General features: G+C 57.6%; 23 protein-coding genes. 21 read left to right on the top strand and 2 right to left on the bottom strand.

Annotated features, from left to right (window positions below; all coding sequences use genetic code 11):
* The first annotated feature begins 6 nt into the window (after positions 1-6).
* The 17 genes from H7A51_01315 (at position 7) to H7A51_01235 (ending at position 20,128) form a co-directional block, all read left to right on the top strand.
* On the top strand, positions 7-528 hold the full coding sequence (locus H7A51_01315) for a MaoC family dehydratase (GenBank protein MCP5534855.1): 522 nt from the start codon (positions 7-9) through the stop codon (positions 526-528).
* A gap of 17 nt (positions 529-545) precedes the next feature.
* Positions 546-1,397, top strand: coding sequence for an amidohydrolase (locus H7A51_01310; GenBank protein MCP5534854.1), 852 nt, complete (start codon positions 546-548; stop codon positions 1,395-1,397).
* Between the two features lie 36 nt (positions 1,398-1,433).
* Entirely contained in the window at positions 1,434-1,772 is a 339-nt protein-coding gene (locus H7A51_01305) for an L-rhamnose mutarotase (GenBank protein ID MCP5534853.1), read from the top strand.
* Positions 1,773-1,801: 29 nt separating this feature from the next.
* Positions 1,802-2,254 carry a MaoC family dehydratase N-terminal domain-containing protein gene (locus H7A51_01300; protein MCP5534852.1) on the top strand — a complete coding sequence of 151 codons (453 nt, stop codon included), beginning with the start codon at positions 1,802-1,804 and terminating at the stop codon, positions 2,252-2,254.
* A 51-nt stretch (positions 2,255-2,305) separates the two neighbouring features.
* Positions 2,306-3,070, top strand: a complete 765-nt coding sequence (locus H7A51_01295; protein MCP5534851.1) for an SDR family oxidoreductase — start codon at positions 2,306-2,308, stop codon at positions 3,068-3,070.
* A gap of 89 nt (positions 3,071-3,159) precedes the next feature.
* A complete protein-coding gene (locus tag H7A51_01290) occupies positions 3,160-4,278 on the top strand; it encodes a helix-turn-helix domain-containing protein (protein MCP5534850.1) in 1,119 nt (372 codons plus the stop codon).
* Positions 4,279-4,397: 119 nt separating this feature from the next.
* Positions 4,398-5,621, top strand: a complete 1,224-nt coding sequence (locus tag H7A51_01285; GenBank protein MCP5534849.1) for a mandelate racemase — start codon at positions 4,398-4,400, stop codon at positions 5,619-5,621.
* A 7-nt stretch (positions 5,622-5,628) separates the two neighbouring features.
* A complete protein-coding gene (locus tag H7A51_01280; protein MCP5534848.1) occupies positions 5,629-7,791 on the top strand; it encodes a glycoside hydrolase family 95 protein in 2,163 nt (720 codons plus the stop codon).
* 92 nt (positions 7,792-7,883) lie between these two features.
* Positions 7,884-9,413: an arylsulfatase gene (locus H7A51_01275; protein ID MCP5534847.1), complete on the top strand. Its 1,530-nt coding sequence runs from the start codon at positions 7,884-7,886 to the stop codon at positions 9,411-9,413.
* Between the two features lie 12 nt (positions 9,414-9,425).
* A complete protein-coding gene (locus tag H7A51_01270; protein MCP5534846.1) occupies positions 9,426-11,753 on the top strand; it encodes a glycoside hydrolase family 95 protein in 2,328 nt (775 codons plus the stop codon).
* 20 nt (positions 11,754-11,773) lie between these two features.
* A complete protein-coding gene (locus tag H7A51_01265) occupies positions 11,774-13,660 on the top strand; it encodes a sodium/solute symporter (GenBank protein ID MCP5534845.1) in 1,887 nt (628 codons plus the stop codon).
* Positions 13,661-13,674: 14 nt separating this feature from the next.
* Positions 13,675-15,021, top strand: coding sequence for an alpha-L-fucosidase (locus tag H7A51_01260; GenBank protein MCP5534844.1), 1,347 nt, complete (start codon positions 13,675-13,677; stop codon positions 15,019-15,021).
* Positions 15,022-15,179: 158 nt separating this feature from the next.
* Complete coding sequence (locus H7A51_01255; protein ID MCP5534843.1) at positions 15,180-16,133, top strand: PEP-CTERM sorting domain-containing protein; 954 nt, start codon at positions 15,180-15,182, stop codon at positions 16,131-16,133.
* A 97-nt stretch (positions 16,134-16,230) separates the two neighbouring features.
* The gene (locus H7A51_01250; GenBank protein ID MCP5534842.1) at positions 16,231-17,958 is read left to right on the top strand and encodes an alpha-L-fucosidase; all 1,728 of its coding nucleotides are present in this window, start codon (positions 16,231-16,233) and stop codon (positions 17,956-17,958) included.
* Positions 17,959-17,977: 19 nt separating this feature from the next.
* The gene (locus tag H7A51_01245) at positions 17,978-18,382 is read left to right on the top strand and encodes an L-rhamnose mutarotase (GenBank protein ID MCP5534841.1); all 405 of its coding nucleotides are present in this window, start codon (positions 17,978-17,980) and stop codon (positions 18,380-18,382) included.
* A gap of 18 nt (positions 18,383-18,400) precedes the next feature.
* A complete protein-coding gene (locus tag H7A51_01240) occupies positions 18,401-19,471 on the top strand; it encodes a dihydrodipicolinate synthase family protein (GenBank protein ID MCP5534840.1) in 1,071 nt (356 codons plus the stop codon).
* Between the two features lie 9 nt (positions 19,472-19,480).
* Positions 19,481-20,128, top strand: coding sequence for a BMC domain-containing protein (locus H7A51_01235; protein ID MCP5534839.1), 648 nt, complete (start codon positions 19,481-19,483; stop codon positions 20,126-20,128).
* Between the two features lie 91 nt (positions 20,129-20,219).
* Here H7A51_01235 and H7A51_01230 read toward each other — a convergent pair whose 3' ends face one another.
* Together H7A51_01230 and H7A51_01225 are read right to left on the bottom strand one after the other, a co-directional pair.
* On the bottom strand, positions 20,220-21,104 hold the full coding sequence (locus H7A51_01230; GenBank protein ID MCP5534838.1) for a polyprenyl synthetase family protein: 885 nt from the start codon (positions 21,102-21,104) through the stop codon (positions 20,220-20,222).
* A gap of 107 nt (positions 21,105-21,211) precedes the next feature.
* Positions 21,212-22,228, bottom strand: a complete 1,017-nt coding sequence (locus H7A51_01225) for an aspartate-semialdehyde dehydrogenase (protein ID MCP5534837.1) — start codon at positions 22,226-22,228, stop codon at positions 21,212-21,214.
* A 149-nt stretch (positions 22,229-22,377) separates the two neighbouring features.
* Between H7A51_01225 and H7A51_01220 the strand changes: the two genes are divergently transcribed.
* From H7A51_01220 to H7A51_01205, 4 genes are all read left to right on the top strand, one after another.
* Positions 22,378-22,686, top strand: coding sequence for a hypothetical protein (locus tag H7A51_01220; protein MCP5534836.1), 309 nt, complete (start codon positions 22,378-22,380; stop codon positions 22,684-22,686).
* Between the two features lie 195 nt (positions 22,687-22,881).
* Positions 22,882-23,253, top strand: coding sequence for an NADH-quinone oxidoreductase subunit A (locus H7A51_01215; protein ID MCP5534835.1), 372 nt, complete (start codon positions 22,882-22,884; stop codon positions 23,251-23,253).
* A 6-nt stretch (positions 23,254-23,259) separates the two neighbouring features.
* On the top strand, positions 23,260-23,577 hold the full coding sequence (locus tag H7A51_01210; protein MCP5534834.1) for a Dabb family protein: 318 nt from the start codon (positions 23,260-23,262) through the stop codon (positions 23,575-23,577).
* 130 nt (positions 23,578-23,707) lie between these two features.
* Positions 23,708-24,952 carry a hypothetical protein gene (locus tag H7A51_01205; GenBank protein MCP5534833.1) on the top strand — a complete coding sequence of 415 codons (1,245 nt, stop codon included), beginning with the start codon at positions 23,708-23,710 and terminating at the stop codon, positions 24,950-24,952.
* Positions 24,953-24,969 lie beyond the last annotated feature (17 nt).

Here is a 24,969-nt window from a genome sequence, read left to right as displayed (position 1 = left end):
ACAACCATGAAACCCGAAAACACACCCCTGGAAAAACACGCGGAAATCGCCATCTGGAACGCCGAGGACTGGTATTACGAAGACATCGAGGTCGGCACGAAAATCCGTTCGATCCGGCGCACCATTTCCGAAGGCGAGAGCATGCAGTTCAACGCCCTGGTACTCGATATGCACCCGTACGTCGCCGACCAGATGTTCGCGGAGAAGGAGGGTATCTTCGGCAAGCGCCTGGTCGCCGGTGCCTGTGTCTTTTCCATGGGTCTCGGCCTGGTCGCCACCAACTGCACCCATGCCTTCAGCTACGGCTACGACAAGCTGCGCTTCATCAAGCCGGTGTTCATCGGCGACACCATCTACACCATCAAGACCGACCTGCACAAGGAGCCGAAGTATGAAAAACACGGCCTCTACCGCGCGGCCTACGAGGTTTATAAAAACGACGGCGAGCTCGTTCTCTACTGCGAGCACATCCAGACCGTACTCTACCGCGAGCCGGAAAAGTTTGCCGACGCAACCAAGACATCCTAACATCCAACGACTCCGCCATGATCCCCATCCTCGACACCCACCTGCACCTGATCTATCAGGACGACTTCAGCTACGACTGGTGCGCCGGTATCCCCGCGCTCAACAAGAACTTCCACCTCCACGATTACCAGAAGCTCGTCGAGGGCCGTGGAGTGGCGGCGAGCATCTTTATGGAGGTGGACGTTGCCGAGGGCGAGATTGCAGCGGAAGCCCGGTTCTTCACCGAGCTCGCCAAGGCGGACGACAACCCGCTGACCGCCGTCATCGCCTCCTGCCGACCCGAGCGGGATGATTTTGAGCAGCAGCTCGAAACCACGCTGACCGACTCCGTCTGCGGCCTGCGCCGGGTGCTGCACACCATGCCCGACGAGCTGTCGCAGAGCTCCTTGTTCCGCGACAACATCCGCACCCTCGCCGCGCGCGGGCTGCCGTTTGACCTGTGTTTTCTCGAACGCCAGCTTGCGCTCGCCTACGATCTCGCCGCCGCCTGCCCGGAGAACCGGTTTGTGCTCAACCACTGCGGCGTGCCGACCATTGCCGCCGAGAATTTTGACGCGTGGAAACAGGACCTGTCCCGGCTCGCCACCCTGCCCAATGTCTCTTGCAAGGTGTCCGGCGTCATCGCCTACTGCCCGGACCCGGAGCAGGCGACGCTCGACACCCTGCGGCCGTGGCTGGAAACCAGCGTCGAGGCCTTCGGCACCGACCGCATCGTTTTCGGCAGCGACTGGCCGGTCTGCAATCTCACCAAGGGACTTCCCGCCTGGCTCGACATCGCACGCGGGTTTTTCTCCAGCTTCTCCGACGACGAGCAACACGCCGTCTTCCATCGCAATGCGGAAGCCATCTACTCCATCCCCGCGCTCTGAGACCACGGTCATTTTCCAACCTAACAGACAACACCCATGACACGCTACGCAAGCATCACCCAGGTCAAGGAGGACAAGCTGGAGGCATACAAGGCGCTGCATGCCGAGCCATGGCCCGGGGTGCTGCGCATGATCGAGGCCAGCCACATCCGTAACTACTCGATCTTCTGGAAACAACTGCCCGACGGCACCCACGTCCTGTTCAGCTACTTTGAATACACCGGCGACAACTGGGAGGAAGACGTGCAAAAAATGGCGGCGGACGAAGAAACCCGCCGCTGGTGGGACGTCTGCAAACCCTGCCTGACCGCAGTCGAAGCCCTGCCCGAGGGTGAGGTGTGGGCACCCATGCAGTCGGTTTTTTACCACCCCTAACAAACACAACCCATCTAACAAATACTACTATGATCCAGGACATTTACTTCGAGGACTACCAGCTCGGCGACGAGCGCAGCACCATGGGCCGCACCATCACCGAGTCGGACATCGTACTGCACGCCGGGCAAAGCGGCGATTTCTTTCCGCACCACATGGACGCCGAGTGGTGCAAGAGCCAGCCGTTCAAACAGCGCATCGCCCACGGCACCCTGATCTTCACCATCGCGGTCGGCTCCACCGCCCATCTGATCAACCCGAAGGCCATGTCCTACGGCTACGACCGCCTCCGTTTCATCCGACCGGTCTTCATCAACGACACCATCACCTCCAAGGTCACCATCAGCGACAAACGCGACCACAAGAAAAACACCCACGGCGTGGTGGTCGAAAAACTCGAGGTCTTCAACCAGCACAACGAGCTCGTCATGGTCTGCGAACACCTCCTGCTCACCGAGCGGAAGCAATCATCGGTGGACTGAAATGAAAAAATCGTATTGCCGCCATTGGCCACCATACACTAAAGCTTGACCATGCTTTTAGAAAACCAGGTAATTATTGTGACCGGCGGCTCCGAGGGAATCGGTTGGGAATGCTCCAAAGCCTACGCCAGACACGGCGCCAAAGTTGTTGTTCTCGCCCGCTCGCAGGACAAGGTCGACCTAGCTGTTAGTGAGCTTGGCACAGGGCACCTGGGTATCGCTTGTGATGTCTCGGACGACACCCAGGTGGCCAGCGCGATTGAAACAACACTCAGCCAGTATGGGAAAATCGATGCCATTCACAACAATGCCGGCATCGGCACCCCCTCCAAACCACTGCACGAAACCACCTTGGATGAGTGGCAAAATTTGGTGGATATCAACCTGAAGAGCATTTTCCTCACCACACGCCACGGTTTCGAAGCCTTGAAAAAAAACAAAGGCTGCATTCTCAACACCTCGTCACTTGTCGGTGAAATCGGCCAGAATAATCACGCCGCATACACGGGAACCAAAGGCGGCGTCAACACACTGACGAAATCCATGGCGCTCGACTACGCACCGTACGGAATCCGCGTCAATGCCGTCAGCCCCGCCGGCACCTGGACACCGATGCTCAGAAAATGGTGCTCGGAGCAGCCGGACGCCGCCTCCATTGAAAAATACCTCGATGACATCCACCCCCTCGGCGATTGCCCCGAGGGTGATGTCATCGCCGACCCCTGCGTCTTCCTGCTCTCGGACATGGCTCGTTTCATCACCGGACATGTTTTACCCGTGAGTGGCGGCGCGGAGATCGGCTACAGGGCCCTCTAGCTAACCACCCGCGGCTTGTTGATTGCCGTCGCGTTATTATTGCATTAGCGTTACCTCCCCGTAGTTGGGGACAACCAAGATTCTATCCTGTGGAAACCATTCGTCTAGCTCTCGCACTGCGCCGCTCATCCGCGCAGCGGTTTGTGACCGAGCTGGGTATCCATGATTATGTTAGAGAACACCCGGAAATTGAAGTCGTCTGTATTGATGGCAACCACTCACTCTCATGGGACGAGGCCCTGGCCGTGAACCCCGACGCCATGATCGGCCACTTTCACCAACCATGGCACCTCGATCGCATACGTGAAGGATCCATCCCGGCCGTCTGTGTAAACAGTGTATTCAACCACACTGAGATCTCCTGCGTGCGGGCGGATTCACACGCCGTCGGGCGGATGGCTGCCGAGTATTTCCTCGGGCTGAATTGCGTGGACTTCACCTACATCACCGACGTGCCCCTGCATTACTACTCGGTGCGTCGCCAAGAGGGGTTTTCACAGCATTTGGAGGAAAACGGTCGCCGCGCCGAATGCATCTCAACAGATTCGTTGGAACCTGCCGCTCTCTGGTTGCAGAAAAAAATCACCTCGGGCAAGCTCTCGGGTGTATTTTGTGTGAATGACCGCTGCGCACGGGCACTGCTGAATTTATTGGAAAGAAGGCATTCAAACATCGAAGACTCACTGGTTATCCTGGGTGTGGACAATGACCCGTTTTATTATGAAAACGGGTCCGTCATTTTCTCCAGTATCGATGTCAACCATCGCCAGACCGGATACCTCGCCGCCCAGCTGCTACACCAACATTGCCTGGAAAAAAGCCAATCCCCCAGCTGCATCGAAGTCCCTCCGCTCGAGCTTCACAATCGCTATCAACTTGCACGCAAGTTACAGACCAAACACCCCGCACTTGGTCTCGTATTCCAGAAAATCAACACTGATTTCCAAAACCAGGCACTGAATGCAGATTCAGTAGCCAAACACTGCGGCCTTAGCGTTCGCTCACTCAATCGTCTTCTCAAGGAGCACGGGCACCCTGCCCTGGCTGCCAGCATCCTGGATGCCCGCATCCGGGCCGCCAAAAAACTCCTCGAACGCTCAAACCTGACTCTCGAACAGATCGCCTACACTGTCGGCTTCACCGAATACACAACCTTTTTCCGTGCCTTCAAGAAATCCGTGGGCACCTCCCCCTCTGATTTCCGCTAAACCGAACCCCGGTAAAGCCCGATACGCCATATCTTTGGCTAAATTCGCCATGTTCGAGATGGCCACGACAGCTATAATCAGTCCTGACATACTGCTGATCCATTTAAACCCAACCCACTGTGATCTCTGAAATACTTACCCGCGACGCCCGTTACGACATCGGCACCCAGGCCGGCTCCGACGCCATTCATAAAAACCCGGAATACTCGTACGCCGTTACCTTGTTAGGCGATGACTCGGGCCTCACCGGCTCCGGCCTCGCCTTCACCCTCGGCGAGGGCAACGACCTCGTCTGCAAGGGGGCCGAGTTCCTCGCCCAGCGCCTCCAGGGCCGGGACATCGAGGAACTCATGGCCGGCTTCGGCGAGTTCCAGCGCCAGCTCTCCAACGAGCAGCAGTTCCGCTGGCTCGGGCCTCACAAAGGTCTCGCCCACCTCGCCCTCGCCTCCGTCACCAACGCCTGCTGGGACCTCTGGGCGAAAAAACGCGGCGTGCCACTCTGGAAGCTGCTGTTAGACCTCACACCGGAGCAGCTCATCGCCACCATCGACTTCTCCTACCTCGAGGACGAGCTCACCCGCGAGCAGGCGCTCGCCATCCTAACAGACGCAAAATCAACCCGCGGGTCCCGCATGGGAATCCTCGAAAAAGGCTACCCCGGCTACGACACCTCCATCGGCTGGTTCAATTACTCCGACGAGCAGATCAAGGAGAACGTCAAAAAATCCGTCGCCGCCGGTTTCACCGCCATGAAGCTCAAGGTCGGCTCACCGGACATGGACTTCGACCTCCGCCGCACCGAGATCGTGCGTGAAGGAGCCGGGGACGCGGCCACCCTGATGGTCGATTGCAACCAGCAGTGGACCGTTCCCCGCGCCCTCGAATACGGTCGACGCTCACGCGGTTTCAACCTGTTCTGGATCGAGGAGCCGACCCACCCCGACGACATCCTCGGCCACGCCACCCTCGCCAAGGCCTACGCCCCGCACACCAAGGTCGCGGCCGGCGAACACGTGCCCAACCGCATCATTTTCAAAAACTACTTCCAGGCCGAGGCACACGGGTTCTGCCAGGTGGATGCCGTCCGCGTCGCAGGCGTCAGCGAATTTTTAGCCGTCAGCCTGATGGCGAAAAACCGCAACATCCCCATCGTCCCCCACGTCGGCGACATGGGCCAGATCCACCAGCACCTCGTGCTTTTCAACCACATTGGCATGGGACACGAGGCATTATTGTTAGAACACATCCCGCACCTGCAAAAACACTTCGTCAACCCCTGCGTCGTGCAGGACGGTGTTTACCAAACCCCGCAGGAGCCGGGCATGTCTTCAGACCTCAAATAAACGCTCTATGAAAGCAGCTCTCATTCTATCACTCGCACTAAGCTCCGCGGCCAGCGCCGATTCCCACAGGATCTGGCATGACGCACCTGCTGCGAACTGGGAAAGGGAGGCGCTTCCGATAGGCAACGGCTCCCTGGGTTGCATGCTCTTCGGCGGCACGGATGAGATCTATTTTCAGTTCAACCAGGACTCGCTCTGGACAGGTGATGCTCAGGATACCGGACATTACCAGAGCTTCGGCCAGCTTCGCTTCAAGTTCGACCAGAAACATGAAAATATCAGCGACTACAGGCGCACACTCGACCTCTCGACAGCGACCCACAGCGTCACTTATGAGTCCGGCGGCACAAGCTACACGCGCAGCGCGTTTGCCTCGAACCCGGCCGGAGTCATCATTCTCCATGCCACCGCCAACAAGCGAGCTTCCTACACCGGCACGCTCACACTGATCGACGACCACGGCACGGCACCGGTCGCCATTTCTGACGATACCATTCAGTTTACAGGAGCACTCAAACAGAACGGCATGCAGTACGCGGCGCAGGTGACAGTCGTCGTCAAAGGCGGGAAAAGCACCAAAAAAGACAACACCCTGCGCATCGAAAACGCCGACACCATCACCTTCATCCTCGATGCGGACACCAACTATCTGGCCGACTCGACAAAAAACTGGCGAGGGGGCGATCCGCTGCCAAAAATCCAAAAAGACATCGCGGCAGCTGTCAAAACCGACGTCGATCAACATCTTCTCACACACGTCGCGGACCACCAGAGGTTTTACAAGCGCGCCTCGGTGGATTTCGGAACCACCGCTCCAGAGCTGGCCAAGCAGACCACCAAGGCGCGACTCCTCAATTTCTGGAAAAACAAAAACGACGCCGACTTCGAGGAACTCGTCTTCAATTACGGTCGTTACCTACTCATCGCATCATCACGTGAAGGCACCCTCCCGGCGAACCTGCAGGGCATCTGGAACAACTCTGACAACCCACCCTGGCGCGGTGACTACCACTCCGACATCAACGTGGACATGAACTACTGGCTCTCGGAAACAACCAACCTTTCCGAGCTTCACCGACCGTTTTTCGACTACGTCACCGCCTACATTCCCGTCGCAAAAGAGAACACCAAAAAACAATACAAGACCGACGGCTGGGCGATCGAATACGAAAACGGCATCCACGGCGGCGGCTCGTATCGCTGGAATCACTCCGGCGCGTCATGGTTCGCCCAGCAGTTCTGGACGCACTACGCCTACACACTCGATCAAAAATTCCTCAAAGAACAAGCGCTGCCCGCCTTCCGTGGTGTCTGTGAATTCTGGGAGGATTACCTCATTGAGAAAGACGGCTCCCTCGTCTCACCACAAGGCTGGTCCGCAGAGCATGGCCCCACCGAGGACGGCGTCACCTATGACCAGCAATTCGCCTGGGACGCATTCACCAACTACATCGAAACCTGTGAAATCCTCGGCGTGGAAAAAGAATACGCGGCTCAAGTCGCCGCCCTCAGGGCCAAACTCATGCCGCTGAAAATCGGTAAATGGGGACAGCTGCAAGAGTGGCTGCTGGTAGACCGCGATAAAAAACAAGAAGCGCACCGCCACCTCTCTCATCTCGTAGGCCTCTACCCGGGACGACAAATCAACTCCACCACACCCAAGCTTTATGCAGCAGCCAAAAAATCCCTCATCGCACGCGGCGACGGTGGCGCAGGATGGGCACTGCCATGGAAAGCCGCTCTCTGGGCACGCTACAATGACGGCGAACACGCGCATCAATTGTTAGTCAACAAACTCAAACCCATCCTCAACACCCCCGGCCGTATCCAATCGGGAATCGACGGCACCACGCAAAACCTTTTCACCATCGTCTGGGGGGTCTTCCAGATCGACGGCTGCCTCGGCTACACGGGGGCCGCCGCAGAGATGCTCGTCCAGTCGCACGAGCCCGACACCATCCACCTCCTGCCCGCCCTGCCCACCGCATGGAAAAGCGGACACATCAAAGGCTTCAAAGCACGCGGCGGCCACACCATCGATATAACCTGGAAAGACGGAAAGCTCACCTCCGCCACCATTCAAAAAGGCACGGGGCCGCTCCCCGGAAAAATATTGGCACTCGGCAAAGAAATCCAATCCGTCAGTCCATTATTGAAAATCATGCGTTAGTTCCTAATCATAGCGATTCAGCCCACTTCATCATTCCCCCTACCTTCAGCCCAAGACATTACCTTATTCGTACTAACCACGTGATGCACAGCATGTTCAAAAAAACCCTCCTCACATTGTTCCTCGGACTGTCCGCGGGCATCTCATCCGCTGCACAAAAACCCAACATCATCGTCATCCTCGCCGACGACATGGGGGTTGATTCTGTCGCCGCACTCAATGACAAACTCGGCATCCAAACGCCTCACCTGGACACGTTGACCTCGCAGGGGATCACCTTTTCAGACGCCCACTCCGGCTCGGCAGTCTGCACCCCCACCCGCTACGGCGTCCTCACCGGCCGCTACTCGTGGAGAAGCCGATTGAAACAAGGCATCGTCGGCGAATGGGAACGCCCGTTGATCGAGGAAGACCGACTCACTCTCCCAGCCATGCTCAAGAAGGTAGGCTACCACACCGCCTGCATCGGCAAGTGGCACCTCGGTTGGAACTGGCCGAAAAAAGGCGGCGGGTTCACCACCAAACTCAGCGAAGTCGACTTCAGCCGGAAGATCGAAGGCGGCCCCACCGGCAGAGGGTTCGACTACTACTTTGGCGACGATATCCCCAACTGGCAGCCCTTCGTTTGGATTGAAAACGGCAAGACCCAGGGCATCCCGGACACCCGACTCACGTTCCCCGCTCACTACCATTCCAGTAACGGTATCGGCGTGAAAGGCTGGAAACTCGAGGCCGTGCTTCCCGAGATCACCAAACGCTCGGTGAACTACATCGACCAACAGGCAAAAACGGAAAACCCCTTTTTCCTCTACTTCTCGATGACCTCGCCCCACACACCGATCGCTCCCTCGGAACCGTTCAAGGGCAAAAGCGGCATCTCGGACTACGCCGATTTCCTGATGGAAACGGACTGGTGTGTCGGCCAAATCATGGACGCAGTGGAGCGCAACGGCATCGCCGACAACACTCTGCTCATCTTCACCACCGACAACGGCACCTCGCCCAAAGCGGACTTTGATAAACTCCGCGCCTCAGGAGCCGAACTCCAGGAACACTGGCGCGGCAACAAAGCGGACGCCTTCGAAGGCGGCCACCGCGTGCCCTTCATCGCCACTTGGAAAGGCGTGATCCAACCCGCCAGCACCACCAACCAAACCATCTCACTGGTCGATATCATGGCGACCTGCGCCGATGCCGCCAACACCAGCTACCCGGAATCAGCGGCGGAAGACAGCGTCAATTTGTTGCCTCTGTTGAAAGATTCATCGATCACCGAACCTCTCCACGAAGCGGTGATTTGTCACTCGATCAGCGGTCGCTTCGTCGTGCGCCAAGGCCGTTGGAAACTTCTCTACTGCCCAGGTTCAGGCGGCTGGAGCGCGCCCAGAGACCCCGAAGCCCGCAAGAAAAAACTCCCTCAGTGGCAGCTCTACGACCTGCAAACCGGTCCCAAGGAAACCAACAATGTCATCGCCCGGCACGACAAAAAAGTCGAGGAACTGACCGCCATCCTGCGCCGCTACGTCGAGAACGGCCGCTCAACTCCAGGCACCAAACAGAAAAATCACAACGGCCAAATCTGGTGGCGTCACCTGCCGTGGGAAAACCCTAACAAGAAATAAACCTCAAGATCCATGCTCAAAGAAGCCATCATTTTCACAGCGCTCAGCGGAACTGTTTTCGCCCAGCACGAACTCTGGTATCAACAAACCGCCAAAGACTGGAACCAGGCCCTGCCCGTCGGCAACGGTCGCATGGGGGCGATGGTCTTTGGTAACCCGGAAAAGGAACGCATCCAACTGAATGAAGACTCGCTCTGGGCAGGCGAGCCTGGGCAGATCCAACATTCGATCGGCACCCCGGAGGACCTCGCCCACATCCGCAAACTGATCGATGACAACAAACTGGTCGACGCCGACAGCGAGATCATCCGCCGCTTCTCGCGCGGCGGTGTCGTCTTCAGTCACCAGACCCTGGGGGACCTGCACCTCAGCTGGAAACCCACCACGGCCGGCGTCACCGATTACCGACGCGCGCTCGACCTAACAACCGGACTCGCCACCACCACCTGGAAACGTGGCACCACCACTTTCACCCAGCAGGTGTTTTGCTCGCACCCGGACGAATCCATCATGGTCAGCATCACCGCCGACGGCCCCGACACCATCAACCTGGACCTCACACTCGACCGCCCACTCGACAAAGGCACGGTGACACACCAAACCACCGCCACTAACAAGCGGACACTCGAAATGACCGGGCAGGTGACTCAAAAAGGCGCCAAGCTTAAGGACAAACCCATCAAGGGCATACTCGGGGTGAAGTTCCGCGTCCGCCTCGATGCCTACCAATCCGGTGGCACCTCGACCGCCGACAAGGGCAAACTCACCATCACCGGCGCCAAGTCCGTGGTTCTCCGCCTGACCGCCACCACCGACTACTGGCCGGCCGCCGACCAGGCGCGCCACATGACCGACCGGGACGTCACCCCGGAGTTCTATCAGACGGCAAAGAAAGCGCACATCGCCGACCACCAGTCGCTCTACAACCGCTGCGCCCTGACCCTGCCCGCGGCCCCCGCCAAGGAGAAATTGCCCACCGACAAGCGGCTCGACGCGTTGCAATCCGGCCAGCGCGACCTGCAGCTCGAGGCGCTCATTTTCCACTACGGCCGTTACCTGCTGATCGCATCCTCCCGCAGCAACGGCAACCCGGCGAACCTGCAAGGCCTGTGGAACCCCCACATCGAAGCCCCCTGGAACTCCGACTACCACCTCAACATCAACCTCCAGATGAACTACTGGCCGGCCGATGTCACCAACCTCTCCGAAACCCATCTGCCGGTTTTCCACTGGATGAAAACACTGGCTAAAAACGGCAAGGTCACCGCCAGCCGACAATACGGCTTGCGTGGCTGGATGGCGCACCATGCAACGGAACTCAACGCCCAGGCAGTGATGCAATCCGCCAAGGCGAAATGGGGCGGCTGGATCCATGGCGGCGGCTGGATGTGCCAGCACATCTGGACATACTACACCTTCACCCAGGACCGCGAATTTCTCAAACAAACCGGCTACCCCTTGCTTGCCGGCCAGGCCCGGTTTTACCTCGACTGGTTGACGGAAAAGGACGGCGTGCTCATTTCCTACCCCGAGACATCCCCGGAAAACGGCTTCCTCACCGAGGGCAGGAAGTTTACCGCCGTCTGCGCCAAGGCCGCGATGGGCCAGCAAATCATCCACGAACAGCTCACCAACACGCTCGCCGCCGCCAAGGTTCTCGGCATCGACAACGACCTCACCCGTGAGATTGCCGCCGCCCTGCCCAAGCTCGACAACGGACTGCATATCGGCCCCGACGGCAGGCTGCTCGAATGGGACATCCCACGCAAGGAGTCGGAGCCCGGCCACCGCCACCTGTCCCACCTCTACGCCTTCCATCCCGGCATTTCGGTCACTCAGGAAAAAACCCCCGACATTCTCGAGGCGGTGAAAAAATCCATCGCCTTCCGCGAGCAACACGGCTCGGTCGGCATCGGCTGGTCACGTGCGTGGGCGACCTCCATCTACGCCCGCCTCCGCGACGGCAACACCGCCGAGCACCACCTCCATGAAATGCTCCGCACCCAGACGCTGGGCAACGGTTTCAACTCCGTCTTCGGCAGAAAAAGACCCTGTTTCCAGATCGAGGCCAACCTCGGCGCCACCGCCGGTATCGCCGAGATGCTCCTTCAGTCGCACGGCGGCCAGCTCCACCTCCTCCCCGCGCTGCCCGACGCATGGTCCAGCGGCTCCGTCAAAGGTCTCAAAGCACGCGGCGGCCACACCATCGATCTCACTTGGAATGACGGCAAACTCACCAAGGCGACGATCAAAAAAGGCGCCGGCACCCTCCCTGACACAATTCTAATCCAAGGAAAAACATCGCCACTCGATTCAGCTTTGATCAATATCACGCAATAAATTTACACCATAAAACCACCATGCAGCACCATCCCCTTATCGCCAACGCAGCCACCGACGCTGGTAAAATAGCCACCCTGGACGTCGTCATCATCGTTGCCTACCTGCTCGGAATCGTCGGCATCGGCCTCTACGCAGGCACGGTGATGAAAAAGAAAAAAGCCCAGGCAGGCGCCGGTGAAAGCCGCGATTACTTCCTCGCCGGCGGCACCCTGAAGTGGCCGATGATCGGCCTGGCGCTCTTTGCCACGAACATCTCCTGCGTCCACCTCGTCTCGCTCGCGCAGTCGGGCTTCGACACCGGTCTGCTCAACGGCAACTTCGAGTGGATGGCCGCCTTCACCCTGATCCTGCTCTCGCTGTTCTTCGCCCCGTTTTACATCAAATCCAAGGTCGCCACCCTGCCGGACTTCCTGGAAAAACGCTACAACAGGCCGTGCCGTGACATGCTGGCCGTGTTCTCCCTGGTCTCCGCCGTCATCGTCCACATCGGCTTCTCCTTCCTAACAGGCGGCATCGTTCTGCACGAGATCTTCGGCGTCAACATCTACGTTGCCATCATCGCCATCGCCGCCCTGACCGCCGTCTACACCATCGTCGGCGGCCTGCTGGCCGTGGTGCTGACAGAAACCATCGAAACCGTGGTCCTGCTCATCGGTGCCTCCATCATTTCCTACATCGCCTATCAGAAAATGGGCGGATGGAGCGCCATGACCGATGTTCTTCAGCAGGCGAACGAGCTGGGCGAAACCGAAGGCCACCGGCTCTCCATGCTGCGTCCCGCCGGCGACCCGGACGGCATGCCCTGGTTTGCCATCCTGCTCGGCTACCCGGTGCTCGGTATCTGGTACTGGTGCGCGGATCAAACCATCGTCCAGCGTGTGTTGGGTGCCAAGGATCAAAACCACGCCCGCGTCGGTCCGCTCTTCGCCGGCATTGTGAAAATCATCCCCGTTTTCATTTTCGTCCTTCCCGGCCTGCTCGCCTTCACCCTCTTCAAGACGGGTAAACTCGACATGAGCCAGAGCATCAAACCCGACATCGTGGATGTCCGGGTTGCCTATGCCCAGGACAAGTTCAAGATCGACCAAGCGACCTACGATTCGCTTCAAGCGGCGGGTGTTCTCAGCCATAAACAACAACGCCACCTCACCATCGACCTCAAGACGGCCCAGGAGAAAAACCTGCTCGACGCCGGCACCATCGCCTCGGCCAGGGAGTTCGGCAAACCCGTTTACGAGACCAAGGGGGTTTACACCGCGATGATCACCCAGCTGCTGCCCGTGGGCCTCAAGGGGGTGATCATTGCCGCGCTCATCGCCGCCCTGATGTCAACCGTCTCGGGCGCCCTCAACTCCATCTCGACCCTGACCGCCTTCGACCTCTTCAAACGCTTCAAACCCGACACCCCGGACCACAAGCTGGTCTTCGTGGGCCGCATCGCCGCGGGCGCCGCCCTCGTTCTCGCCATCGGCCTGGTTCCCCTGCTGCTGAAAAAGGAAAGCATCTTCATCGCCCTGAACCAGATCATCGCCCACATCGCCGCCCCGGTGACCTGCGTGTTCCTGTTAGGCGTGTTCTGGAAAAAAGCCAACGCCCTCTCCGCGCAATGGACCATGATCATCGGCGCACTCGCCGGCGTCATCACCTACGGCTTTGACACCGCCTCCCACATCACGGGTGGCTTTATGATGATGGCATTTTACCTCTTCGTCTTCTGCGTCGTCGTGCAAGTCGTCATCACCTACGCCACCGGCCAAGCCGTGCCCGAGTCCAGCGCCAAACTCTGCTGGGACTCACCGCTCGACCCGATCCGTCAGCCCGGCTGGAAGGGCATCGGCAACTACAAGTTCCTCTCCGTCCTCCTCCTGGTCATCATGACCGTGCTCTACTACATCTTCAGATAACCACCCCATCCGTCATGAAAAGCATCCCCAAAACCACCTCCGCCCTCCTGGCCCTCGTCTTCTCCGCCCTCCCGCTGCTAGCGCAGGAAAAACCGCTCTCGCCCGGGCACGCACCCGCCGCCGCCGTTGAAAACTGGAAGGACTCCCGCTACGGCATGTTCATCCACTGGGGCCCGGTCAGCCTGAAGGGCACCGAGATCGGCTGGTCACGCGGCAAGCAGGTGCCCATCGACGAATACGACAACCTTTACAAAAAGTTCAACCCCACCGGGTTCGACGCCGACAAATGGGTCGCCGTCGCCAAGGCCGGCGGCATGAAGTACATCGTGCTCACCGCCAAACACCACGACGGCTTCTGCCTCTGGGACAGCAAGCTGACGGACTACAACATCATGCACTCCCCGTTCAAACGGGACGTGGTCAAGGAACTCGCCGAGGCCTGCAAAAAAGGCGGTATCGCCTTCGGCATCTACTACTCGTCCTGCGACTGGTACCACCCGTCGTTCCCGCTCGGCAGCCCCGGCGGCACAACCAGGAAACCCAATCCCGACCTGGATGCCTATGACGTTTTCATGCGTGGCCAGCTCCGCGAACTCTCCAGGAACTACGGTCCGATCTTCACCTTCTGGTTTGACGTACCCCAGTCCTACGGCGTGAAACACGGTGTGCCGATGGTCAGGGAGCTGCGCCAGTTGCAGCCGAATGTCCTCATCAACAACCGCGCCTACTCCGAGCCGGGACGGAGGAACCGCTACGGCTATCAGAAAAACGTCGGCGACTACGAGACCCCCGAGCAAAAAGTCGGCAAGTTCCAAACCACACGCCCGTGGGAAACCTGCATGACCATCTGCCGCCAGTGGGCGTGGAAACCCAATGACGAGCTGAAGTCGCTCAAACAATGCCTGCAAACCCTCGTCCGCACCAGCGGTGGCGACGGCAACTTCCTCTTCAACGTCGGCCCAATGCCCGACGGCCGCATCGAGCAACGCCAGGCCGACCGGCTCGCGGAAATGGGCGACTGGTTGCAAAAATACGGCGACAGCATCTACGGCACACGCGGCGGTCCGTTCATCCCCGTCGACGACGTTTACTCGACCCGTAAAGGCGACAAAATTTACCTCCACCTGCTCGACTCCCGCAGCACGGTGACCCTGCCTATTTCCAAGCACCTGATCAAAAGCAGCAAGGTCCTCACCGGCGGCACAGTCACGCTGTCCGCCCCCGGGGATCACGCCCTCACCACCCTCACCCTCGGCAAGGACGCCGCCCAAGAGATCGACGCCATTGTGGAACTCATCCTGACCCAATCGGCGATGGACATGGAGCCCCGGAAATTACCCGGCAAGACGGAGGCTAAATAACCCTCCCCCATGAAGCAACTGACATTATCATCAAGTACACCATCCACCATGGCTTCGTGTCTGTATTTGCCATTTATATGTCTCAAAATGCCATGGGATTTTAAGTCTCAAACCGTCAGAGTTAATCTCAACGACAGACATCCCATATTACAAAACACATGAAAACACATCATTTTTACACATTGACGAGCCTCTTGCTGAGTACAGCCCTTTCTCAAGCCGCCGTCCTAAACATCGCCCCCTTCGGCACATCCTCAATGGTTGATGCTGCAGATTACCCCTTCGACACCGTCAAGAACCCATTCGGAGGCAATGACGGCAATTTGAACACCATGTATAACACCGGTAACAACGGCACCGGACAATGGACCGTGGCTCTTCCCAAGGCCACCCATGTTACAAGTATCGAGATAGTCAACCGCGGCGACTTACAGGCCGGAACCACGACTACAGATGCAAGGGTCACGGGAGCTACACTCGATGTACTCGATGCTTCCAACAACGTCCTTTTCACAACAACTCTCACAGACACGGCAACACTGGGTGAGACCTTCACGTTCGACAACGGAGGCCTGGGCTTTTCAGGTGTCGCCTCAGTGCGGGTCAGTAAGGGAGATTACATGAATCTCCGTGAGGTCCGCGTCTTGGCTGACTCAGTAGCTACCGGTGCAAGCACCAGTGGCCAGCAATTATCCGGCGCTTATCCTACGAGCCATGGCAACGATGGTATTTTTACCAACTTCAGCCATGGTCGCAACAACACCACCGATTTTTGGCAAGTCGATCTCGGCTCGGCTCAAAACCTCGACTGGGTTTCGATCGTGGGACGTGCAGGCTTTGCAGATCGTACGAATACCGGCACAATCACGCTTCTGGGTGAGGATGGATCAACCGTCATCGCCTCAGACACCATCAGCGGCCTGACTAACAATGGTGCTGGAGATGGCAGTTTTTCCATGACGGCTGGCTATAATAATGTGCGGTACATCAAGGTTGATGGCGTCAATTATTTGCATGTCGCTGAACTCGCCGCCATTGCTGTACCAGAACCCTCCACGACTACCCTTCTCGGACTTAGCGGGCTGGCCCTGATACTGCGTCGCAGAAAATAAACTGTCTGTAGAACACTTTTGCAAAGCGTCCAGGCATCCACGCCTAGGCGCTTTTTTAGCTAAAAGATTTCACTCTCATACCTCAAATGTTCAAGCCATGAAAAAACTCATCTACCCACTTCTCGCCGCCGCCATTGCATCGCTCACTGTTTATGCTGGTGGCGGCAAACTGGCACCCGATCTCAAGACTCACCCGGAGGCGATAGAGGAATTCCAGGACTGGCGGTTCGGTATGTTCATCCACTGGGGGCCGGTTGCGCTGAAAGGCACTGAGATCGGCTGGTCGCGTGGCAGGCAGATTCCGGTTAAGGAATACGACAACCTCTACAAAAACTTCAACCCGGAGAAATTCGATGCCGACGCGTGGGCTCGCACCGCCAAGGAGGCAGGTATGAAATACCTCGTGCTGACCACCAAACACCACGATGGTTTTTGCCTCTGGCCCACCCAACAGCGCCCATGGATTTCCGCCACCGAGCAGCGAGAAACACCCTACAGCATTGCCGGGACACCCTTCAAACGCGACATCTGCAAAGAGCTTTCCGAAGCCTGTAAAAAACACGGCATCGCGTTTTGCACCTACTACTCGGTGGCCGATTGGTATCACTACGATTGGACACCACGATACCATGACAAACGTCCTACGGAAGGAGCCGACATGGATCGCTACGTCGAGTATATGAATGCGCAATGTGCCGAGCTCATCAAGAACTACGACACCAAACTGCTCTGGTTCGACGGCGAATGGTTCAACACCTGGACACCTGAGCGAGGCGCGAAACTTTACCGGTTTTTGAGAAGTCAAAAAGACCACCTTGTCATTAACAACCGTGTCGGCAAGGGCAGGAAAGGAATGGGTGGCAAAGGCTGGGACCCCGCCGTCCACTCCGGCGATTACGACACTCCGGAACAGCACATCGGAGCCTACAATGAAAACCCATGGGAAACCTGTATGACCATCTGCCGCCAGTGGGCCTGGAAACCCAACGACAAAATGAAGTCCGCCAAGCAGTGTATCCAGTCGCTGATCAGAACCAACGGCGGCAATGGCAACTTCCTCTTTAACGTCGGCCCCATGCCCGACGGTCGGATCGAGCCTCGGCAGGTCGAGCGACTGAAGGAAATGGGCACTTGGATCAAGCAGTATGGTGAAAGCATCTACGGCACACGCGGAGGTCCATTCCTGCCATCCAACCAAGTGCTTTCGACCCGGAAAGGAAACAAGATTTTCATCCACATGTTAGACAACTGCAAGTCCGTGACCCTGCCGATGTCGAAGTCGTTGATCAAGACCAGCAAGGTTATGACTGGTGGGTCGGCGACGATTGATTCCGTGAGAGGTCGTGACACCACCACCATCACCCTGGGCGGAGACGCCACCCGGGAAATTGCCGCCGTCGTGGAACTCACCCTGACTCGCTCGGCGATGGATCTGGAGCCAGAGAAGTTTTTCAGCTGGGCGAAATCCGCCAAGGCATCCAATGTTTACAAAAACGAGGCTCAGTACGCGGCTGACAAAGCCGTGGATGGCGACCCTGCCACCCGCTGGGCAACTGACGAAAAAACCAGCGAGACCACTCTAACCGTTGAGTTTTCCACGGAACAACATGTCGCCAATGTGCACATCTCCGAAGTCTATCAACGCATTGAGCAATGGGAACTTGATCTCATGGTCAACGGAGCATGGAAAACGGTCATCCAAGGCACGAAAATCGGTGCCACATTTACTCAATCATTCCCTGGCCAAAATGCCACCGCTGCGCGCTTGCGCATCATCAAGGCATCCGACGGCCCCTCTCTATCTGAAATTCATTTCGGTCAATAACCACGTAAAAAACAAGTCTATGAAAACCATCCACCTCGTCCTGCTCGGCTCACTGGTCGCCCTCCTCACAAGCTGCTCGAACCTGGCGCCCGAACCGAAGCGCTACTGCTGGGTCACCGGCCTCAAACCTGAAAAAGCCGACTACTACCGCAAGCTCCACGCCAACCCGTGGCCGGGCGTCAACAAGCAGATCAAGAAGTCCAACATCCAGAACTTCTCCATCCATGAAGTCGATATCCACGGCAAGACCTACCTCATCGCCTACCTTGAATACACCGGCAAGGACTTTGAGGCCGACATGAAGGCCATGGGGCAGGACCCCGAGACCATCCGCTGGTGGAAGGAGACCGACCCCTGCCAAAAACCATTGCCACAGGCCAAAGGAATGTGGGCCGATACCAAGGAGCTTTACTATCTTCGATAATCGATTTATGACATCACCATGAGCGCAGCACTGCAGGGCATCTTCGTCCCCAACATCACCCCCTACCACGCCGACGGCACCCTCAACGAGGGTGAGCTACGTAAGATCGTCTCCTGGCTGATCGACAAGGGGGTCTCCGGCATTTTCCCGAACGGCAGCTTGGGTGAATTTATTCGTCTCAGCTTTGAGGAGCGTAAAAGAGTCATCAGTATCATTGCCGACGAGGTCGATGGCCGCATCCCGATTCTCGCCGGAGCCGCCGAACCCAACGCCGACCTGGTTCTGGAAATGTGCCACCACTGCGCCGACCTCGGCTGCCGCGCCGTCTCCATCACCGGCCCCTACTACTTCAAACCCAGCCAGGAGAGCATCGAGGCCTATTTCCAGGATCTCGCGGAGCGTTCGCCGATCGATATCGTCATTTACAACATCCCCACCCTCGCCTCCGAGATCAGTGTGCCGGTGCTCACCCGCCTGGCGCTGGAATACCCGCGCATCATCGGCACCAAGGACAGCAGCGCCGACATGTGCCGCTTCCTCCACGTCATGAACGCCATCAAACCGACACGCCCCGACTTCAGTGTCATGGTCGGCTGGGAAGAGCTGCTTGTCCCCACCATGATGATGGGGGGCGACGGCGGAACCGTTTCCACCGCGGGCGTGGCCCCCGAGGTCATCATGAAAATCTACAACGACTGTGTCGCAGGAAACTGGGAACGGGCCAAGGACTACCAGTATAAGCTCCTGGAACTCTTCCAGATCATGATCACAGCCAAAAACTTCCCCACGGGATTCAGGCTCGGTTACGAAGCCCGGGGATTCTCTCCAGGCGGTGTCCGCTTTCCCAATGCCCCCAGCGAAGTCAAGGACCTCAAGGCCATCGGCGACAAGATCGCCTGCCTGCTCAGCGACTGCGGGCTGGGGGACCTGGCCCAGTCATGTCCCATCCCTGACTTTGCAGCCCAAGCTACCTACAGCCCGGCATCCCGACCGCCAACACAAAGCCAAGCTCCAAGCCAAGCGGGAGGGGTCAACCCAAGTGATGTGGAGGAAATCGTGCGCAAGGTCATGCGTAATTTAAACAAGTAATTCCTCCTCATGAGCTCTTCAACTAACAGACCACTCGGATTTATTGAAGTCCGGCACCTTTCCATCGCCGCCATTGTCGCGGACACGGTCACCAAGTCCGCCAATGTCCACCTGCTTGGACTCGAACCCGCCGGCACCGAGCTGACACTGATCCGTATCAGCGGCGACAGCCCGGCTGACGTGCAGTCGGCTCTCGATGAAGCCCATACCGAAGCCGCCCGACTCGGCGGCGAGGCCACCACCACCATGATGGCCAACCCTGATCCAAACATCCCCTCGCTCAACGAAGGTGACATGATCATCAACGGCCTCTACGGTGGCCGCGAGGAACTCAAACCCACCGATTACCAACCAAACAAACTCGAAACCAACACCACCATGAGCAAACCACAAAAAGCCATCGGCATCCTTGAGACCCAGGGACTCACCGCCAGCCTCGAAGCCACAGACGCCATGCTTAAAGCGGCTGATGTGAGCCTCGTCGGCAAAGAGAAAATCGGCGCCGCCTACGTGACCATCATCATCGAGGGGGATGTGGCTGCCGTCAAAGCCGCCATCGATACAGGTGCCGCCGCAGTCGGTGACCTGGGCAAGCTGATCGCCGCCCACGTCATCGCCCGCCCCCACAACGACCTGATTGCCCTGCTTCCCGGGTAGCCAGGTAGGACAGCTTTGCAAGCTGTCGGCAGAATATGAGCAGAGGATGAGAGCTTGGGTTGCCGATCCCGCAGGCGCGGGATCCTACTTTCTAATACTCGCGCTCCAGCAGGTAGCGGGCGATTTGTTCGAGGCGTTTGGCTTTTTTGCCGAAGGCTTCCAGGGCACCGAGTGCCTTGCGGGTGAGGCGGGCCGCTTCCTTGCGGGATGCTTCGAGACCGAGGATGGCGGGGTAGGTTGATTTATCCACCGCTTCGTCCTTGCCTGCGGTTTTTCCTAACACCTCCGTAGTCTGAGTCACGTCGAGGATGTCGTCGATGACTTGAAACGCGAGGCCCAGGTTGTAACCGAATGTTGTCAGGGCTTCGAGTTTTGCGGGAGTCGCGTTAGCGGTCATGGCACCGAGGCGGACTGAGGCTGTTAGCAGGGCTGCTGTTTTTGCCTCATGGATTTTGATCAGATCCTTTTTAGTGAGCTTTTTGCCCTCCCCTTCGAGGTCGAGCACCTGGCCACCGATAAGTTTTCTACTGCCGCCGGTGCTGGCTATTTCCTCGACGTAGTCCTTGACCCCGTAGCGTTTGGTGGCGGGAGTCCGCGCGATGATGGCAAACACCTCGGTGAGCAGGGCGTCACCAGTCAGCACCGCCATCCCCTCGCCAAAGACCTTGTGGCTGGTGGGCCGGCCACGGCGGAGATCATCATCATCCATACACGGCAGATCATCGTGGACCAGCGAGTAGGTGTGCATGACCTCGGTGGCGCAGGCGGGGGCGAGGGCGTTTTCTGTTTCCCCACCGCAGGCTTCGGCAGCGGCGAGGCAGAGGATCGGGCGCAGGCGTTTTCCACCGGCAAAAACGCTGTAACGCATCGCCTTGTGGATGGTTTGCGGCGCGGTGGTTTCGCGGGGCAAAAGCCTAGCCAGCGCGGTGTCCACTTCCTTCTGCTTCGCTTTGAGCCAGGGTTTGAGGTCGTCCATGGAAAATATATACTAGTACTGCTTGATCAGGATGGGAACCACGGAAGGAACGGAATACACGGAAGTTTGTTACTTGGGTATTTGAAGTTTAAAACTTGGAGTTTGAACTACAGCAGCTCGGCGATCTGCACGGCGTTGAGGGCGGCTCCCTTGCGGACCTGGTCGCCTACCACCCAGAGCGTGAGCGCATTGTTGAAGACCATGTCCTTGCGGATGCGCCCGACCAAGCAGTCGTCTTTCTTGGTGGTATCGAGCGGCACCGGGTAGAGTGCCATTGCAGGGTCGTCCTTGGCCTTGATCCCGGGGGTGTCAGCAAATGCGGCGCGGGCGCCGGCGACGTCGACCGGTTTGTCGAACTGGGCGGTGACACTGACGGAGTGGGAGCGGTGCACGGGCACACGCACACAGGTGCAGGTGACCTTGAGCTCGGGAAGGTTGAGAATTTTGCGGCTCTCGTTGAGCATTTTCAGCTCTTCCTTGGTGTAACCGCTTTCCGTGAATGCATCCACTTGCGGGATGACGTTGGAGGCAATCTGGCACGGATAGACATTGATGAGGTCCCCGGTGACCTCGCCACCGGTGCCGAGCGCCTTGATTTGCGCATCAAGTTCAATAATCCCCTGGGCACCACTGCCGGAGACAGCCTGGTAGCTTGATGCGATGACACTGCGCAGTCCGTAAAGCCTGTGCAGCGGAGCAAGTGCCATCAGGGTGATGATGGTGGTACAGTTCGGGTTGGCGATGATGCCTTTGGGACGGTTCCTGACAGCCTCCGGGTTCACCTCCGGAACGACCAGCGGGACTTCGTCGTCCATACGGAATGCGGATGAGTTGTCGATCACCACGGCACCAGCGGCAGCTGCACTCGGCGCGTATTCGAGTGAAATCCCTCCACCTGCACTAAACAGGGCGATCTCCACTCCTTCGAAGCTGTCGTGTGTCAATTCCTTAACTTTGATTAAGTTTCCACGAAACGAAATCTCTTTCCCCGCCGATCGGGCGGATGCGAGCAAAGTTAATTCGCTGATAGGGAAATTACGCTCTTCCAAACAATCGAGCATCTCCTGCCCGACTGCGCCTGTAGCCCCTACAACTGCTACATGTTTTCCTGGTGATGTGGTCATGACGTGTACCGACATCGCTGATATGATGACTTGTGTCAACTCTCTGGTTTTAAGAATTTGTCATCCCTGTATGACAAAAAAATTAGAAATTTTGTGCTTTTTATTATTTTCAGATCGCACAATGCTGCTAGTTGTGGTACAATACGCACATGGCTACTACGAAAAGAACTCGTTTCTCTCGCCGCGTCCCGGATCACGTAACAGATGAAATCGTTAACGTGCTGGGAGATGATGACAGCTTCTTCGGATTTAACGATCTCTTCGAAGCTGTTTACGCTAGACTCAAAGAACGCAACGCCGTCAGTGGTGGAGAAGAAATGCTCCGCCTCCGTGCTTATGAAAAGCTCCAGAACCTGGTTACCCGGGGTATGATCGAGAAAGAAGGCAAGGAATACAAGGGACTGGCGAAGCTGTCTGAAGCTCATAGCGATTTCCTCGCTGCACAGGAGTCTGCCTAGACTGACTTGTCTATTGACAGTCAAATAAGCACACTCTGATTGAAACCATTAAATTTCGTGCTGGTTATTCCAGCACGAATTGTTTTAAAAGCCCGCGTCACCATGAAGGTGCCGCGGGTTTTTAGCTCTACGGCCGACCCGCCTGCCAAGTCATCCAACACACTTTCCTCCTGCACACCTTTCCTTCCCTGATCCATGTTACAAGATTATCTTCCCGTCATCATGCAGGCCATGGTCGCCCTCGGTTTCTGCGCCACGATGTTGATCATGAGTGTCCTGCTCGGAAAAAAGGGCAGTAAAAACGCCACCAAAGACAGTCCCTACGAGTGTGGTATGCTGCCTGTGGGCGACGGCTCGCCACGTTTCAGTGTCAAGTTCTATCTCGTGGCCATGCTGTTCGTGATTTTCGACATCGAAGTTGTCTTTCTCTATCCGTGGGCGGTGCAGTTCCGCGATCTGACTGCCCAGAGTTCCATGGCCTTCTGGAGTATCTGCGGATTTGTCGGCATCCTTGCCGCTGCCTATGTGTATGCACTGAAAAAAGGTGCCCTCAACTGGAGAGCTTAATTTACCATGATTCATCACGTAGTCTTTTTTAAGCTCAAGCCGGAGGTTGACGACCGCAAGCTTGAGGAAATGATCCGGTCGACCCGCAGCATGCTGTTGAAGATCCCGGAAGTGCTGAGTGTTCGCTCCGGACGTAATATTGACACAACAGCTGAATGGCCGTTTTTCCTGACGGTGGAGGTGGAGACGCTGGAAAAGCTGCGGATTTACATCGAGGACCCCGTGCACCTGAAGTACGTGGAAACCGTGATCAAGCCCAATACCACGGCACGTTTTGCACTCGATTTCCAGACCGATCCCTCCAAGGAGCTGAAGTATTCCTGATTTCCCGCGTGCCCGGGCTTGCCCTCCGCTACCCGAAGTCGCCGCCAAGATTACCCCTTGCATCCCCCTTTCCTACCTCGTTTCCCTGATTGACATTGCGGCCTTCCATTCTCTACCGTGAAGGACACCTATGAAAAACACGATCCCATCCCACACTCCGGCCTCCGGGGGTTCGGGAAACTCCAGCCCGCCAGGCCCAGGTCCCCACAAGACTGCCCCAAGGCCTACATTTGTGGTCGCCTGCTGGCTGCTCGCTCTGTTGGCGTTTACCCAGCTCATTACGGTGGGAACGGCACTCACCGTGCGTGGTCCACATCCGGATGAGGTTGTCAACAACGCGACAGCACCCGTGGTGAGCGCCCCCCAGGAACCTATCCAGCCGCGCAGCCTGTCGGAGATCCTGGCCAGTGTTGGCAACACTCCGTCGGAGACGAATCCGGATGGTGTGGATGCAGCAGACACCTCCCCCTCTATCCGTGTCCCGGCCCATACCCCCCCCTCAACGCCCCCGGCTGTCGCGGCAACAAGCAACAGCCCGCAGTTGCCAACGATTGCCGATCCCGTGGTCGAGCGGCTCGTGATGGAGTCGCGCACCCTGCACATGGATGGTGACATGATGCGCTCCATGCTCAAGCTGGACGAAGCCGAACGGCTCGACCCTGGCGAACCCGCTGTCATCTATCAGAAAGCCCTGCTCTTTGAAGACATGGGGATCTACATCAAAGCGGCAGACCACTACCAGAAAGTCCAACAAATGGGTGTCAAGGCAGGCGTCTATTTTACCCTCGCGGCCAACAAACTGACCAAGGGCATGGACGTGGCGCACGCCCACCGTCCGGTTATTTCCATTGGCCCTATGACCACACGCAAGAGCAAGGGGGCGATGGGTGCTAAACATGCCGATGTGAGTATCACCATCCTTGCCCGACCCGACAAGCCGATCAATCCGTCGGACGTGCATGTGCAGATTCACTTTTACGACAAAGTCAATGGAGGGGAAATCAAGAAAGCGAGTTCGCTTGCCCAGATTGAATCGACCTGGGGGGATGCCAAGCTCGACTGGCAGGACCCGGGCAACGAGGAGTCGCTGCGTGTTTCCTACACCATACCGGAGGCTGACCTCGCTGATGAGCACCTGCTTGGGCGGCGGGAATTCTACGGCTACGTGGTGGAGCTGCTCTACAAGGGGGAGGTCATTGACCAGCAGGCCCAACCGCGCAGACTCCACAGTGTGCACGGCAGCAAGATGGCACCCATTCCGGATGAGGAGAATCCCATGCCCTGGTTGCCCGATGACGATAACTCATTGCTACCGGGCAGAACCGACCACGGCTACGGAGACAATCCGGCGTCACCACCGCTACCCACCAGGTAAGCTGGCAGCTTCCATGC

The sequence above is a fragment of the Akkermansiaceae bacterium genome (assembly GCA_024233115.1).
Taxonomy (GTDB): Bacteria; Verrucomicrobiota; Verrucomicrobiia; order Verrucomicrobiales; family Akkermansiaceae; genus Oceaniferula.
The sequence above is the reverse complement of the archived record's forward strand: the minus strand, read 5'-3'. Positions and strand labels throughout refer to the sequence as shown.